The organism is Aquimarina sp. AD10, assembly GCF_003443715.1.
Classification (GTDB): Bacteria; Bacteroidota; Bacteroidia; order Flavobacteriales; family Flavobacteriaceae; genus Aquimarina; species Aquimarina aggregata.
Genome location: NZ_CP031965.1, coordinates 3,615,213 through 3,631,058, shown reverse-complemented (window position 1 = coordinate 3,631,058; position 15,846 = coordinate 3,615,213). Strand labels below are relative to the sequence as shown.

General features: G+C 34.3%; 11 protein-coding genes. 4 read left to right on the top strand and 7 right to left on the bottom strand.

The window, feature by feature from the left end; translation table 11 throughout:
- Positions 1-11: 11 nt before the first annotated feature.
- The 7 genes from D1816_RS15055 to D1816_RS15025 all read right to left on the bottom strand — a co-directional run bounded on the left by D1816_RS15055 (position 12) and on the right by D1816_RS15025 (position 11,901).
- Positions 12-452 carry a DUF5655 domain-containing protein gene (locus D1816_RS15055; protein WP_066319950.1) on the bottom strand — a complete coding sequence of 147 codons (441 nt, stop codon included), beginning with the start codon at positions 450-452 and terminating at the stop codon, positions 12-14.
- Complete coding sequence (locus D1816_RS15050; protein WP_066319953.1) at positions 445-852, bottom strand: hypothetical protein; 408 nt, start codon at positions 850-852, stop codon at positions 445-447. Before D1816_RS15050 ends, D1816_RS15055 begins: the two co-directional genes overlap by 8 nt.
- 13 nt (positions 853-865) lie before the next feature.
- Complete coding sequence (locus D1816_RS15045) at positions 866-1,846, bottom strand: NAD(P)-dependent alcohol dehydrogenase (protein ID WP_118503881.1); 981 nt, start codon at positions 1,844-1,846, stop codon at positions 866-868.
- 141 nt (positions 1,847-1,987) lie between these two features.
- On the bottom strand, positions 1,988-5,449 hold the full coding sequence (locus tag D1816_RS25755; RefSeq protein WP_120702408.1) for a fibronectin type III domain-containing protein: 3,462 nt from the start codon (positions 5,447-5,449) through the stop codon (positions 1,988-1,990).
- A gap of 643 nt (positions 5,450-6,092) precedes the next feature.
- Positions 6,093-9,728 carry a S8 family serine peptidase gene (locus tag D1816_RS15035; protein ID WP_118503879.1) on the bottom strand — a complete coding sequence of 1,212 codons (3,636 nt, stop codon included), beginning with the start codon at positions 9,726-9,728 and terminating at the stop codon, positions 6,093-6,095.
- A gap of 196 nt (positions 9,729-9,924) precedes the next feature.
- Entirely contained in the window at positions 9,925-10,893 is a 969-nt protein-coding gene (locus D1816_RS15030) for a YheT family hydrolase (protein WP_118503877.1), read from the bottom strand.
- Between the two features lie 6 nt (positions 10,894-10,899).
- The gene (locus D1816_RS15025) at positions 10,900-11,901 is read right to left on the bottom strand and encodes a bestrophin family protein (protein WP_118503875.1); all 1,002 of its coding nucleotides are present in this window, start codon (positions 11,899-11,901) and stop codon (positions 10,900-10,902) included.
- Between the two features lie 256 nt (positions 11,902-12,157).
- On the opposite strand from D1816_RS15025, the gene D1816_RS15020 reads away from it, so the two are divergent.
- From D1816_RS15020 to D1816_RS15005, 4 genes are all read left to right on the top strand, one after another.
- On the top strand, positions 12,158-12,424 hold the full coding sequence (locus D1816_RS15020; protein ID WP_066319973.1) for a hypothetical protein: 267 nt from the start codon (positions 12,158-12,160) through the stop codon (positions 12,422-12,424).
- Positions 12,425-12,621: 197 nt separating this feature from the next.
- The gene (locus D1816_RS15015; protein WP_118503873.1) at positions 12,622-13,536 is read left to right on the top strand and encodes a TOMM precursor leader peptide-binding protein; all 915 of its coding nucleotides are present in this window, start codon (positions 12,622-12,624) and stop codon (positions 13,534-13,536) included.
- Between the two features lie 52 nt (positions 13,537-13,588).
- The gene (locus tag D1816_RS15010; RefSeq protein WP_158597724.1) at positions 13,589-14,905 is read left to right on the top strand and encodes a YcaO-like family protein; all 1,317 of its coding nucleotides are present in this window, start codon (positions 13,589-13,591) and stop codon (positions 14,903-14,905) included.
- Positions 14,906-14,979: 74 nt separating this feature from the next.
- Positions 14,980-15,822, top strand: coding sequence for a SagB/ThcOx family dehydrogenase (locus tag D1816_RS15005; RefSeq protein ID WP_118503868.1), 843 nt, complete (start codon positions 14,980-14,982; stop codon positions 15,820-15,822).
- Positions 15,823-15,846: the final 24 nt, after the last annotated feature.

Sequence of the window (15,846 nt, the reverse complement as noted above, 5' to 3'; positions counted from 1 at the left end):
TGAGTAGAATACTAGCTTAACTTTATTTTTGAATAGGTTTTTCCTATTGATTTGGATGGTGTATCCATATCTTCAATGGCTAATGCAATTGCCGATTTAATAAGTTGATGTGTCTTTTCGTTTCTATAATCGGTTGAAGTAGTTATAGGAATATGTCGGATCCATTTTCCTGTGCCTTTTAAAAGATAGTGAGAATCTTCTAGTAGGGTACCTTTATTAAATCCTAAATTGAGATGGTTTTTATAAATGGGAATCATACAAAATGCATCTGATAGTTTCTCTGAAATAGAATACACAGAGGTTAGCGCGTGTGTATGATATAACAATTCGTTACTATTGGGGTATATTTCTAAAATGTAAGTTCTTAAATCAGAAAATAAATCAATTAGTTTTTCATTCTTAAGACTTAAGAAATGCTGAAAATCACTATGAATTTTTTGTGGTTTATTCATTACTCATCCATTTAGGTTTATCAATAACTAAGAATATAAAAGTTATTAGTAATCCAACAACAGAAAACAATACATCGTAGTGATCATATACATTTTCTCCACCCAAATTATGAATTTTTAATTCTTGTAATATTACGTAAATAGATGCAAAAATAATAGCAATACTATAAATATAGATCTCGTTTGTTTTCAAAATTTTCGCGTTAGCAATTAATCCAACGTTAGTTAGGAAAAGAGAACCTACAATAGCTTCGCATAAGTTTGGAAAAGAAAGAACAAGAATATTTAATTCTTCAATAAAATCACCTTTTAAAATATAAGGCCTTACTATAAATTTATTAAGTAAGTAAAAAAGTACAACACCAAAAATAATCCGAATATTTTTTTGTAGACCTCTCATAGGTGTTTTATTTTTAGTGATCTTGAGGAATAGAAATTACAACATTACCTTTTTTGTATCCTGCCTCTACATATTTATGTGCATCAGGAACTTGTTCTAACGAAAATCGTTTATCAATTATAGATTTTATTTTTCCCGCTTCAATAAGGTTTGTAAGATATGCTAAATCCTTTTTGGATTCATTTGCAAGTTGAAAGATGACCTTTTTATTACTTTTTAGATTGTTAAATATACCTTTCATCATTCCCCAAAACCTTGGATTACCTAATATATACCTGCCATTTTTATTTAAAGATTTTAGACTTCTTTTAAATGAGCTTGTTCCTACAACATCAATTATAGCATCATATTTTTTATCATTTTTGGTGAAGTCTTCATTTTTATAATCTATAACATAATCTGCACCTATGGCAGATAACATTTCTAATTTGTTTGCACGATCAACACAGGTTACCTGTGCACCTAGTGATTTAGCAATTTGTAGTGCATAAGTACCAATACTTCCTCCGGCGCCATTAATTAAGATGTTATGTCCTTTTTCAACATTAGCTTTTCTAAGGAAATGAAGTCCGTTAATTCCCCCTGTCGCTATAGTTGCAGCTTCTTCAAAATTCATATTATTTGGTATAAACCCAATTGCATTAGTCTCTGGTAAGCATTTATATTGCGCATATGCCCCCATACCCATACCTGCACTTGCAAAAATTTTATCTCCTTTATTAAATTGAGTAACATTTTTACCCACATATTCAATTTCACCAGAGAATTCTTGACCTAGTACACGAATCCTTGGTTTTAGTATACCCATATATAATCGAACAGGTAACCAAATCCATGGTGCAATATCGAATCTGCGTAGCTCACAATCACCAGCAGTTACTGTTGCTGCTTTTATTTTAATAAGTATTTCATTGTCTTTTGGAACAGGTTTTGGGACGTCTGCATACTCGAGAAGATCAGGAGGACCATATTTGGTCCATACAATTGCTTTCATTTTTGTTGGTTAGAAGGTATATGTATTTGACGATTATGATGTTAAATTGTTACAATAGAGGGTTGTATGTTTTAAAGAAAAAAGTAACCCCTCTTGAAAATTAATTTTCAAGAGGGGTTTGACATGTGTTGTATGTTCTTATTATTCTTTTACAAATCTAGCGTTTTGGTTACCTACTTTAACAAAGTAAGATCCAGCCTCTAAGGCTTCAACATTAATAGTATTTGTAACATTTCCTTGATCTACTATTTGACCTAATATCGTATAGATTGTATATGGTTTAGGTCCAAGGTCTTTTGTGATAATAGTAAGGATAGCATCTTTTACAGGATTAGGATATGCTCTTAATCCATTATCTACTAAAGTAGGAGGCGCTTTTGGTGTTATACCAGAGGCAATTGATGCTGCAGGAGTTCCACAAGCACCAAGATTTGTCCAACTTGTTGCTGTTTTTTCCCATAGATTACCTTGATACACTACTTTATCACCTGTTTGATATGAAATTGATGTACTATGTTGTGGGATACCATCACATCGATCTGCTGAAGCAATTGTATTTGTCACCGATACTTTATCAATAGCGATATCTGCTTGCCATGTAGCTCCTGTTACTCTGTTAAATCGTAACTGAACTCCACCACCGGTGTATGAACTAAGGTCGATAATGGTATTTTTCCAGGAATTTCCTTGATTACCAGTTTGACTCCAGATACTTGTCCAAGTTGCACCTTGATCTGTGCTGACTTCTACAGCAATACTTCCCATATCTGCAGCACCGTTCATATGATAACTAAATGTAAAACTGGCTTGGGTTGTTGATGATAGATCGAAACAAGGAGAGGTTAAAATTGCTCTTTTGTTAGGGTATCCAGTTCCGTTACCAGAGGCTTCAACATAAATATAATAAGATCCTTGCGTTGCGCTTGCAGGTCCAGTTCCGTTAGATGGTGTGCCACTAGCATCTACAGACCAATTGATGTCATCTGCTGTAGATTGTGACCATGCACCAAGAGTGTTTTCAAACCCTTCATTATACGGAAATGAAGATATGCCTGATGTACATCCATTACCTGTACCACCACCAGTAGTAGTTGCACTTATAGTAGTACTAAATGCAGATTCATTACCCGCTGCATCTTTAGCTTTTATTCTAAATTGATAGGTTGTATTTGCTGTTAGGTTATTAATTGTAGTTGCTGTTCCCGAAACCGATCCAAGGTTTGTATTTCCTCTATAAATATCATATCCGGTAACTGCTACATTATCTGTAGAAGCGGTCCATGATAAAACTAGTTTTGTGTCTGTAATCGAAGAGGCAGTTACATTTGTTGGAGCAGAAGGAGCTTGTGTGTCTCCTGGGTTTGTTGAGTTTGCAAGAGGAACTTTCCAAACACCACGACCATAAGTTGCTGCAAGAAGTACTTGATCTTTAAGATTAACTTCTAAGTCACGAACGGCTACATTTGGTAAATCTTGAGAATAATCTTGCCAATCATTATTTCCATTTTTATGATATACCCCAAGGTATGTACCTAAATAAATAGATTCTGTACCTTTTTGATGTCTTACGATAAATTTACCTTCGTTAGGAAGATTACCACTAATATTTGTAAAACTACTTCCTTGATTTGTGGATCTAAAAACACCTCCATTACTAGAACCACTTGTAGAAACGTATACGATTTGGTTATTATCATTATGAACCTCTATCGAAGAGATATTAGTCTGAAAAGTTTCGATTCTTGTCCAGTTTGCACCCTTGTTAGTACTTTTAAATAGATTCTTCTTAAGTGCGGCATACATAATGTTTGCATTAATAGGGTCTAGTTCTATATGATCAATCTTTCCTCCAAAATTGAAGTTAGTTAACTTTTGGAAAGATCTTCCGTTTAGTTTATAAAAACTAGAATACCCAGCATATAAAACACCATTTTTATCAGATACTAATGGTGTAATCCAATTTCCAGTTTCTGGACCATTTGCAACTTGCCTTTGACTAGCTCCTCTATTCGTAGTTACATAAAGAGCTTGTCCATTTTGAATAAAACCGTAATATGTATTATCATTGTTTCCACTTACTGCGCAGTCCATACCGTCGGCACCGTAATAGTTATTCCACTCATTCCCATTAAGAGCATAACCACCATTATCCTGTAAACCTCCAACTACGTGATCAGAACTACTATTTTCTGCTACAGAAATTCTATAAAACTGTCCTATTTGCAATCCTTTGGTAAGGTCTTTAAAACTTTGACCGTTATTTTCTGAAATATAAATTCCTCCATCGCTTCCACAAATAAGTTTTCCATCATAATATCTTAAGAAATGTATGTCAGCATGTGTATATGTTGCTTGTCTTGGAGAAGACCAATTATTAATTTTAGAAAAGTTACCTCCGCCATCTGTAGATTTCCAAACATTCAAACAGCCTACAAAGACAGTATTGGCGTTCTTATCAGAAACTGCAAGTGCTAGATCGTACCATGCCTGAGAGCTTTCAAAAATGTTTGTAGTTTCTGCTGTTTTTGTAAAACTAGTACCACTATTTGTTGAGCGATATAATCCTTGAAAAGAATAACTAGAAGTTCTTGGGCGTGCACTTAGTACATATACGTAATTTGGGTTTGCAGGAGTTACATCGATTACTAGTCTTCCTGAACTTGAAGGTAGTCCACTTTGGATTTTTGAAAAGCTATCACCTGCGTTTGTAGATTTATAAAAGGATGATGCTGTTGCCGCGTATATTACATTTGTGTTACCAGGTTTAAGTTTTATGTCTTTAATATTTCCTTGTAATGTTCTTGTCCAGTTAGTACCTGCATTTGTAGTTTTATATACACCTACACTGGTGGCTACCCAAAGTACATTTGAATTATTAGGATCGATATAAATATCGTTTGCTGTAGTTTGTGTATTTGTAAACTTTAAACCGGTTTGTGACCAAGAAGCACCTCCATTAGTCGATTTAAGAACTCCAATACTATAACTATCACTGGCGTCATCATCTCCTGTTGCGATGTAAATTATATTAGAATTTTTAGGATCTATTGCAATACCGGAAACTCCTATTTGAGATAAATTATCTGATAACGGTGACCAGTTAACTCCTTTGTTAGTAGATTTCCAAATTCCTCCGGCTGGTGCTCCAGCATACATAATATTTGCATTGTTTGGATCAATAATTCCAACATTAATTCTTCCTTGACCAGGAGACCATGAAGAGGCTTGATTATGGTCAAAAGGACCCATTGGCGTCCAACTCGATGCGGCCTTACCATTTTTAGCAAGTGCCATTTTGTTTTTTGTATCTGAAGTAGTAAAGAAATATGCTGGAGAAGGTAATGTTCCGTCAGGTAATACAGCATTTTTCCAGTATTCTCTCCACCTCATAAATGGTTTGTATCCACTTCCTTTTTTAGTGTGATCACGATTTTTCCAGTAGTTGTCAAATGCAGTAGTAATTTCGTCAAAGGTAATTTTTTCATCTGTTCCAGATGTTTTTTTCTCATTTTCGAGCTCTGCCATCCATGGAGCTGAAGCATTATATTGTGCTATTGCGCAATAGCAGGTAAACAGCATTAAAGTAATTAGAGTTTTTTTCATTGTATTAGGTTAAAAGATTAATAGTTGAGTTTGGTTTAAAAAGTAAAATAATCGATTGCCGAGCAAACATTTTACTTTAAATAGTATCTAATTTGTATGAAACATCATGAATTTGAATAGATTTTTTTAAAGAGTCACTATTCTTTTTCATAGCCGTTATAAAAAATTAAGTTGAGTTCAAGACCGAAAGTAGCGCCTACTTTGCGCATAAATCCTCGAAAGCTAGTATTCGTTATTTAATGTGCATAATTCGCTAATCAAAAACTAGAATTCGACTTACAAGTAGTACTATATTTATGTAGTAAATAGATCTATAAACAAGACAGTTTGAAACTTATTTTAAAGTAACCTGTAAAAGCATTTATTAGGCCTTTGAATGACGGGCTAATAATTTTGTCTTGTAAATTAAATACTGAAATTCTTTTTTGTGGTAAGGAGGAATTAATTTCATAGGTATTAAGAGTTTATGTGTGATGTTAGTTGCTCAAAAATACTTATTTATATGGTTAGAATTTACTATAAAGCTTACTTATTTAAATGATTTATAAAACTATAACATCTGTTATAGTTTAGGTAGAAAACTAATAAACAAAAACCTCCAATCTATTAGATTGGAGGTTTTTAAATTGTTTATGTGTTCGTTTTATTGTTTAATAAAACGTGCATTCTTATTGCCTACTTGGATAAAATACGATCCGGCTTCTAAAGCCTGAACATCAATAGATGTATTAAATCTTCCTTGATCTACTGTTTGTCCTAATATATTATATATAACATAAGATTTTGTGCTAGTATCTTGTGTAAGAACATTAATAGTTGGGCCCATTACTGGGTTAGGGTATACAGAAATCTTAGTTGAGAGATTGGTAACAGGAGGGCCATTTAAATCTGTTGTAGTGACAAAAGAATTTGTAGTACTACAAGACCCTAGATTTGTCCAACCTGTTGCTGTTCTTTCATAAAGACTTCCTTGAAAGGTTACTCTATTGCCAACCTGATATGCTTTAGTATTGCTATACGCTTCAACACCGTCACATTGATTGACAGGAGTGCTACTAGTATCTGTAAGTGATATATTATCGATAGCAATATCTGCTTGCCATGTGGCTCCCGTTACTCTGTTAAATCGCAACTGAACTCCACCACCTGTATATGAACTAAGATCTATAGTGGCATTTATCCAGGAATTACCTTGGCTACCTGTTTGACTCCAAATGCTTGTCCAATTAGATCCTTGATCTGTACTCGCTTCAACGGCAATGCTTCCCATATCAGCGGCTCCATTCATATGATAGCTAAAGGAAAAACTAGCTTGAGTTGTTGCTGTTAAATCGAAACAAGGAGAAGTCAAAATTGCTCTTTTGTTCGGATATCCCGTTCCATTACCAGAAGCTTCAACATAAATATAATAAGACCCTTGTGTTGCGCTTGCCGGGCCGGTTCCATTAGATGGTGTCCCGTTAGCATCTACTGACCAATCGATATCATCTGCTGTAGATTGTGACCATGCACCAAGAGTGTTTTCAAAGCCTTCGTTATACGGAAAAGTAGATACTCCAGATGTACAAGCTGTACCAGTACTTCCTGCAGTCGTTACATTTAGTGTCGTGCTTGCTGCGGATTCATTTCCTGCAGCATCTTTGGCTCTTACACTAAATTGATATGCTGTATTAGCTGTTAACCCTGTAATATTTGCAGTATTTGTTGTTACAGATCCAAGATTAGAAGTACCTTGATAAACATCATAAGCTGTAACAGCTACATTATCAGTGGCATCCGTCCAGGATAATGTTAATGTTGTTTCTGTGACTGCAGATGCAACTAAACCTGTTGGAACAGTTGGTGCTTGTGTGTCTGCTGTTGCTCCTGTAATATTTATAGTATAATCTTCTACTTCACCATATTGAAAAGACTCACATGATGTAGGGATAGCATTGTATTTCATAGATACACGCATTCTAGTATTCCCGTCTTTAGCAGATGTAGGAATTGTAAAGTCACCACTTACAGGTGTAGTTTGTGAAGGTGAATTGGACCATACTTGTTCACCAGCATCAGTAAAATCACCATCTTGATTATAATCTATCCAAACACTATATCCTTCATTGTATTTTGTTCCTGACCATGTTGGAGTGATTGAAATGGTATTCGTGCTTCCTTTTGCAAGACTTGTAGAAGTTGCTGTAAAATCATTATACCCTCCAGTTCCGGCACCGGTGGTATTGTTAATAGTTCCTATTTGTACATTAGATATATGCTCGTCTGAAACATTTTGACCATTAGATGCGCAATAGTTTAATTGAACTGCTGTAGTTGTGAAACCAACAGAAGCACTGTAGGAAGAATTAGTTCCGTCAGAACATTTGCTTCTTACTTGGGCTTCATATGATGTCGAAGGAGTTAAACTAGAAAGTACTTGAGAAGTACCTGTAGCTGCTAAAGTTGTCCATGAAGAAGCACCGGTTTGACGATATCTAACATCATATGATGCTCCTGCTATCTCGGTCCAGTTAACTGTAGCTGTAGTTCCTGCTACAGAAGATGAATTAACACCTGTTGGAACTGTTGCATTACAAACAACAGGAGTTCCTGTTAATCCTGTAACGATAAGAGAGAAATTTTGACTCCCGCCAGTTAAAGTTCCCTTATTAGTAACAGTAATCGTATATGTTCCTGATGCATTAGCAATATCTACTCTTTCAAAAGGATCAACTTTATTATCACCTATTCCGTTTGTTGTAATACCAGTCAATCTATAAGGACTGTATGTTGTAGCACCTTTTGAAACTCTAATGTCTAAATCATTAACCAAAACAGCATTATTAGAATTTGTAGCAGTAACTGCAGTACCCGGTCTATCTGTCCAAGAGATAGATGCTAGTAAAGGACTACTTCCATCAGAATCTACTGTAATTGTATACGTTTGACCATTCGTTAGTGTTAATTCTTCTACTTTAGATTCATTTCCATTAGTAGTTACAGTTTCGGCTGCGGCTTTAGCATTTAATAATCCCCAACCATACACAGCATCAGGACCAGAAGGACCTGCATCATCGGCAGTATGTAAAGCTAAACCTTTAAGGGTAGCAGCTTTCATAAAATTACCATTCAGGTTATTATAATGTTGTTGTACTAATAAAAGTGATCCTGTAACATTTGGAGAGGCCATTGATGTACCAGTAATACTATTATATGCAGTATTACTACTTTCATAAGTAGAAAACACATTAGTACCGTTTCCTGTAATATCAGGTTTAATTCTATAATCATCAGTAGGCCCTTCACTACTCGAACTATTTATAGAAACACTTACTAAAGTACCATTAGTGTTCACGTTTGCATCCTGCGCATTGGCAACAACTAAGTTGTTTTTTGATGTAGAATGCCCGGTTAATTTATCGTAAGAAGAATTACCGTCGAGAGGGGCCGCATTATAAGTGTCTTTATTACCATCATTACCAGCGGCAACTACCATTAGATAAAATGGTGCATTAAACATTACTTCATCCCATGCTCTTGATTCATCAATATATGCTCCAAAGTATTGGTCAGGAACTAAATCTCCTCTAAAACCATAGGAATGGTTAGATAATAACATTCCATCTGCAGCGGCAGTAGTAGCTTCTGCAATATCATTATTCCACATGTATCCATCTATTTTGGTTTGAGGTGCCATGCCTTTTGCTTCAGCTCTAACTCCAGATGCAGAAATAGTTCCTGTTACGTGTGCAGCATGAAAATTTAATCTTGTTCCTCCTTCAGAAGCGATATCTTTTATAGTAACACGATTGTTACCACCTGGTCCATCGTATTCTTGATGCGATACTCTGGCATGACCACCATCCCATACGTGAGCAGTCATTCCTTGCCCATCAAGACTAAGCCCTAAAGACCCTCCAGAATTAAGATGGTTTGCTCTAGTTGATCTAGCAGCAGCAGCATTAAATGTAGTGAAGTAAATAGGTAACCCTTGGTCTATTTTCTGCAACTCAGAGAAACTACCATCTTCATTAGTCATTTTTATTTGCCATCCATTTTTGTTGGCAATTTGTATCGCTTCTTTCTTTTCTAATGCAGCTTTTCGAGCATAAGATTGTTCTAATTGTCCTAATTTGGCTAGGTTACTTTGTTGGGCAATTTTTGATTTTTGATCTGCGGTTTGTGCAGAGATTTCGTTCGTAAAGAGCACCATTGTTATCAAAACAAGTATACCCCATTTGTTGAGGTCGCCCTCTTTGAAGCTCAATATAGAATTGAGACTTCTGTAAATTTTTTTCATTTTAGTTCAGTTTGAGTTCGTGTTAGTTTGATTCTATTGAATAATTAATAGAAAACAGCCAAAACTCTTAAAATATTCCTAATAAAAAAAAATTTTTCGATTAAGTGGGATATAATCACTTTATATAGCCTTAACAAAGACTTAACTATTGTTTAATACTGAAATTAGGTAGGAGAAATCTTTCATTTCTAGAAGGTTAACCCCCTTGTTTTTCAAAAAAATCAAGAGTTCTTTGTTCATTGTAATATGCCTTTCCAGGAAGATAAAATCCGACGTGTCCACCATAATCAGGAATTTCAAGAAATAGGTGATCATTTTTTTTAGCCTCATCAATTGGATAGCATTGATCACCTAAAAAAGAATCATTTTTAGCGTTAAGAACCAGAGTGGGTACTTTAATATTCTTTAAAAATTGAAGACTACTACATTTGGTATAATAATCAATAGCATCTTTGTATCCATGTGCTTTACTGGTATATAGATTATCAATATCCATTAAAGATTTGCATGTCGTGATCTCCTCAACAGTAATTTTATCTGGAAATACATTTTGTCGCTCAAGTAATTTTTCTTTTAGGTGTCGAATGAAACGTTTTTCATAAATAATATTTTTAGTCTTGTTTATTGCTAGTAACGAATCGTGAAGATCACAAGGAGCCGATATTGCTGTTGCCGCCTTAATTTGTGGAGCTAATTGTCGATCTTCACCAAGGTATTTTAATATAATATTACCTCCTAAACTAAATCCACATAAAGATATGTTTGTATATGAATATTTCGATATGACATGATTTATGATTTGATCTATATCTTCACTTACACCTGCATTGTATGATCTGTATAGTCGGTTTACTTCACCACTACAGTTTCTTAAATTAACAGCAATCACATCCCAATTGTTGTGATTTAAATGTCTGGCGGTACCAAGAATATACTGTCTTTGGGCATTACCTTCTAGACCATGAACAATAATCGCGACTTTTTTAACATTTTTGAATATAGTATAACTCCAATCAATATCTATGAAATCTCCATCATGTAGTTCAATGCGCTCTCTTTTTTGTGTAACATCCTTTATTTTTCTAAAAACATTAGGAAAAATTGTTGATACATGTCCATTCTTGAATAAAAATGTTGGAGTGTAATTTGATTGTAGTAATGGCATTTATGACTAATATAGTATGTTATCTTTTGGTTTTTCCTTTTCTGGAAGATTGCTCTCATCTAACATATCTCTAAGATCAATTTCTATAGTTCGGCATAGAGCAGTCATAGGTACGTCATTAATTCTACCTTCAAAAGGATCTTCGCTATTACTTCCGATTTTTTCCATAGTAAGAAAAATCCATGCAACTAATACAGATAGAGGAATCATTAAGAAAATAAACCATGGTTTTATATGATGAGACATTTCATTTAACTCAATCTCAAAAACATTGAGTAATCCAAAAGGCAGTAAGAGAACAAAAATCCAAGTAAAAAGCGTACTAAAATATGCATATTGTCTCGGAAAAGGGGTGTTTTTTATACGTTCACATTTACCTTGCAGATTATAAAATTCTTCTAAGGTATTATGAAAAAGTTGTTTGTCAAACTCTGTGATTTTAGTTTCTTCTAATAATTTTTTAATATGCAATCCTTGATTTTTCACAAGATGTGTAGCTGGATTTTTTCTTTGAAGAAGGTCATTGTATTCTTCTGGAGAAACAAAGTGTTTTGTGGCATCGCAAGCTGGTTTTTGCTCTGCATGTTTTTTGAAAAGTTTTTCTACTGCTATATTTTCTTTAATACTAAACGAAGTGGGTTGTCTTAACTGGATCCTAAGGGCGTTGATCCATGCGATGTGTCGGTAAACGAGAATTTTTTTTGTTTCATGATCATCATTAACAAGACTTAATACCTGATTGGTCCAAGTTCTGGAGTAATTTACGATTCCTCCCCAAATTTTGCGGCCTTCCCAAAATCGATCATAACTCTGACTGTTTTTAAAACCAATATAAAAAGCCACAGCAATACCTATAACTGTAAGAGGCTGAAATGGGATATCAATGAATTTCCAGTCAAGAAAATGATACATAGAAAAGATACCAGCTGTATATATAGTAAAGAAGATAATATTTTTCCAGGCAAAACGAAGAATAAGTCCCCATCCAATATTTCGTTTGATATACATGAGTTAATTTTTCTTCTAAAGTACAAAGACTTGATAGATTTAAAAAACCATAGAAAAATAGGTAGTATAGGTCACTTGTCTTCTCTAATTACTTACGAAGTATTTAATAAAATTGATAGTGTTGCGAGTATGTTAAAAAATCAAGAAATGTGTAGCTTTTTTTGAAAACAACTAAGATATACGTGTATACACTTAGAGTATGATTACAAAGTATCATTTTCTTTATGACTAATTATTAACAACAAATTTTTTTATCATGAAAAATGTAAATTTTCAAACAGGAGCTATCGTAGCTAAAACAGTTAGTCATTATTCTTCTCCAGAAGCAGTTGCTACTATTGCAAACTTTGACGCAACAATGACAGCAGGAGCTTGTAGTTCTTGTTCTAGTGGTGTAGCTGAGGCTAAAACTATTAGTCATTACTCTTCTCCACAAGCTGTAGCAACAGTTTCTGAGTTTGACGAATCATTAACTGCAGGAGCATGTACATGTTGTTCTTCTAGTTGTGGTATCGTTGAGTAATCTTAATTAGCACATAATCATACCGATAGTTTTAACTATTGGTATGGTTTGCTAACCATAAGACGATCATTTTAAAATAGCTTTAACTGATTACTCCTTTGATTTTTACTGAATACTAGAAAACTATATTTAATAAATAAAGCATATAAGGTTTGTAATCCAAAAAACGAGACCATTTGTTTAGTCTCACAAGATATATGGAAGAACAAAATCTAATTTTACATCCAGATGTTCACTGGGTAAAAGTTGATGAAAAACGAATCCAACTTCGTCAACCTGATGGAGAGCATATCACATTTGATGAACATGCCAATGATATATTAAATGCGCTTAAGGTTTTAAGAACACCATCAATAAATGATATTAAGGTTGATGAGAGTATTTCTGAACAAATCAAAGAGATTTTACATACAAGAGGTTTGTTGATACATAAAGATAATGCTTCTAATTTTCAAATTCAGAGGTTAATTGATCAACATGGTGTGTCTGGAGGTAAAGTGGCTACTGGTAAGAATCCTACTTCAGTAACTATTATGGGAGAAGGTAAGCTTGCAAGTGTCTCAAAAACTTCATTATTACAAGCAGGAATTAAGATAATAGATGATCAAGATAAATTTTCAATTTCGGAAGATAAGCTCCCTTTAATGATTGTGATCTGCGATCAAGAAGATCACGATTTTTTACAAAAGATGAATGCAAAAGCGATTCAAAATAAGCAACCTATATTATTTTTTAGATGGTTTCATCGTAGTTTTAAATTAGGACCATTTGTAGTTCCTGGAGAAACAGCTTGTTTGAACTGTGCGCATCAAAGAGAATTGGCTTCTAGCCTATTTCCTAATGAGTTACTTGCGTATAGATCATCAGGACGTGATGACTTACCCGTTTATAACGGTGGTCCAGTTCTAGATCAAATGGCGGGAGCTTTACTTACAAGACAGGTTCTTACCATACTTAGTGGAAACTATGATTTATCTGAACCGTCAACAATGATTACTGTTGATCCTGTTTTACTAAACATCAAACATTCTCCAATTTTACGAATTCCTCGTTGTCGAGTATGCAGTAACTATGAAAACGAACCATTGAGAGCTATTCGCGATCAATTATAATAGATAGGATAATTTATTATAGACAATTAGATTAATTACAAAAAGAAAAATGATGGATCCTAAATTATTTAAATTGCTAGATCGTGTACTAGATTTAGAATATGGTATTATTCGCTATATAAAAGAAATTCCGTTAATGCCAGATGAGCCTGATATATTTATTGCTATCACAGAATTTCAAGACCCCTTTATAGTTTCACAAGAAGGAGAAAGTAGAAAACGTTTTCAGATGGGAAAACAATCCGCTGGTGCGGCTCTGGATAGAGTATCGGCTATTTGGTCTGCAATAGGAGAAGGGATAGAACGATATGCCGGAGCAATTTATGATCCTCAACTTATTACTTGGGCAGCGTCTAATGAATTAGACAATGATAGTTTTGTTGACCCCAACGATTTTATTCTTTTTAGTAGAGATCAATACAATGATCCTAATTTTAAATATGAAAAACATGATCCTAAAATACCTATTGGTTGGACCATAGGAAAACGATTAGGGGATCAGAAAAATATATACTTCCCTGCATCCTTAGCATATTTTGCATATGATAATAAACATAAAAGCGAATTTTTGACCGATTCCTATAGTACGGGTTTAGCTTGTGGTCCTACAGAAGAATGGGCTGTTTGTTCAGGTCTATATGAAGTGATAGAACGAGATGCTTATGCATTGCACTGGGCAGCGCGCCAACCTGCAAAAAAGATAAATCTTGATCAAGCCATAGCTTGCGCGTCACCTGATTTGCAAAAACTACTACAACATGAAGGAGTAGATTTATTCCTTGGTGATATCACGACAGAATTAGGTGTACCTACTATTTTGGTCATTGCAAAACACCCCGATAAACCAGGGATTGCATTGGGAGCTTCAACTAATTTATGTGCTAAAACTGCTTTACGTAAAGCAGTCGTAGAGTGTTTTCATACATTTAACTGGTGTATAGAAATGCATAGATGGAATAAGAGAGTAGAGGAGCAAGATGTTAAAGCTTTTTCTGATCACGTATTATACTATTTACAAGAAGGTAGAGAACATCAAGCAGAATTTTTCTGGAGCTCTACTGAGCGATCCACTTTATTAGATGGACTAGAATTTACACCTAGTACCACTCCTGATCATGTTCATGATCAAAAAACAATCGTTAATCTTTTAGACGATCTAGGACATCCTTCCTATGTAATCGATATTTCTCCAGAAGATGTAGCGAGTTTAGGATTACGAGTTACAAGAGCTGTCATTCCAAGTTTACAGCCTATGTGGTGCGGTTTTGGCAGAGTACCTCTTGATAGGAGACGTTTTAATCAATTTTTAGCATATAAAGAAAAAGATTTGAATACGCCCATAAATCAGGAAATTCACCCTTTTCCTTAATAAACTCAACTCCTATTACTAACCAAAATAGATAAGGCCAACTACTTTATCACTATTACTATAAATTTCATGCTATGAATTCAAAGACTATCAGTTACTATTTAAAAAAAGAGGAAACATCTACTGGGATGATTTATAAAGAAGAACAACAAAATATAGTAGAGGTTTTTCATGAGAATACAAAACAATCTCATACTATGAGACCTATGTTAGATAGATCAATATTTAACCACCTTTATAATCCAGCACAAATATTTTCAGATTCTCGAAATAACAAAAACTACTTTTTAAAACCGGAAATGACATTACCTGAAGCAAGGCCTGTTGACATGTCATTTGAAAATGTTTCTCTGAAACGAGAATCTTGTCGAGCTTTTAATTCTGCACCTTTATCAGATCAAGAACTTTCTGATCTATTATCAAGTTTGAGAGTGACCAGATATCATATACCAGATTTAAATAAAAAAGCACAACTTACTTTTAGAACGTATGCATCTGCAGGAGGGCTTTATCCAGTAGAAATATATGTACTAAGACCAGATCATACACATACAGAATGGAAAGCATACCACTACGCACCAAAAACTCACAACCTTACAATGGTTAACTCTTGTATAAAACAAGTCAAAGTTATAGAATCATTACAAGATCATAAAGAATATAGTAAAGATTGCGGAGCGATCATTTTTTTAACAGGAGTTCTAAAAAGAAGCTTAGATAAATATGGAGCTTTAGGATATCGCTTTAGTTTAATTGAAGCAGGAGGTATACTACAACAACTCGGATTAGCAAGTGCCGGAATGGGCTTAGGAACATTAGCCTGGGGAGGGGCATATGATAATGAGATTTGTGAGTTTCTAAAAATCGATGGGGTTGATGAAACCTTTTTAACCAGTTTTATTGTAGGACATAAATAAAAATAGTAGAAACCTATTTTTCTT

Excerpts from the sequence above, each read along its gene's own strand:
- D1816_RS15005 (WP_118503868.1), top strand. The coding sequence starts at position 14,980 with ATGAATTCAAAGACTATCAGTTACTATTTAAAAAAAGAGGAAACATCT.
- D1816_RS15045 (WP_118503881.1), bottom strand. The coding sequence starts at position 1,846 with ATGAAAGCAATTGTATGGACCAAATATGGTCCTCCTGATCTTCTCGAG.
- D1816_RS15010 (WP_158597724.1), top strand. The coding sequence starts at position 13,589 with ATGGATCCTAAATTATTTAAATTGCTAGATCGTGTACTAGATTTAGAA.
- D1816_RS15050 (WP_066319953.1), bottom strand. The coding sequence starts at position 852 with ATGAGAGGTCTACAAAAAAATATTCGGATTATTTTTGGTGTTGTACTT.
- D1816_RS15015 (WP_118503873.1), top strand. The coding sequence starts at position 12,622 with ATGGAAGAACAAAATCTAATTTTACATCCAGATGTTCACTGGGTAAAA.
- D1816_RS15025 (WP_118503875.1), bottom strand. The coding sequence starts at position 11,901 with ATGTATATCAAACGAAATATTGGATGGGGACTTATTCTTCGTTTTGCC.
- D1816_RS15055 (WP_066319950.1), bottom strand. The coding sequence starts at position 452 with ATGAATAAACCACAAAAAATTCATAGTGATTTTCAGCATTTCTTAAGT.
- D1816_RS15030 (WP_118503877.1), bottom strand. The coding sequence starts at position 10,893 with ATGCCATTACTACAATCAAATTACACTCCAACATTTTTATTCAAGAAT.
- D1816_RS15035 (WP_118503879.1), bottom strand. The coding sequence starts at position 9,728 with ATGAAAAAAATTTACAGAAGTCTCAATTCTATATTGAGCTTCAAAGAG.
- D1816_RS15020 (WP_066319973.1), top strand. The coding sequence starts at position 12,158 with ATGAAAAATGTAAATTTTCAAACAGGAGCTATCGTAGCTAAAACAGTT.
- D1816_RS25755 (WP_120702408.1), bottom strand. The coding sequence starts at position 5,449 with ATGAAAAAAACTCTAATTACTTTAATGCTGTTTACCTGCTATTGCGCA.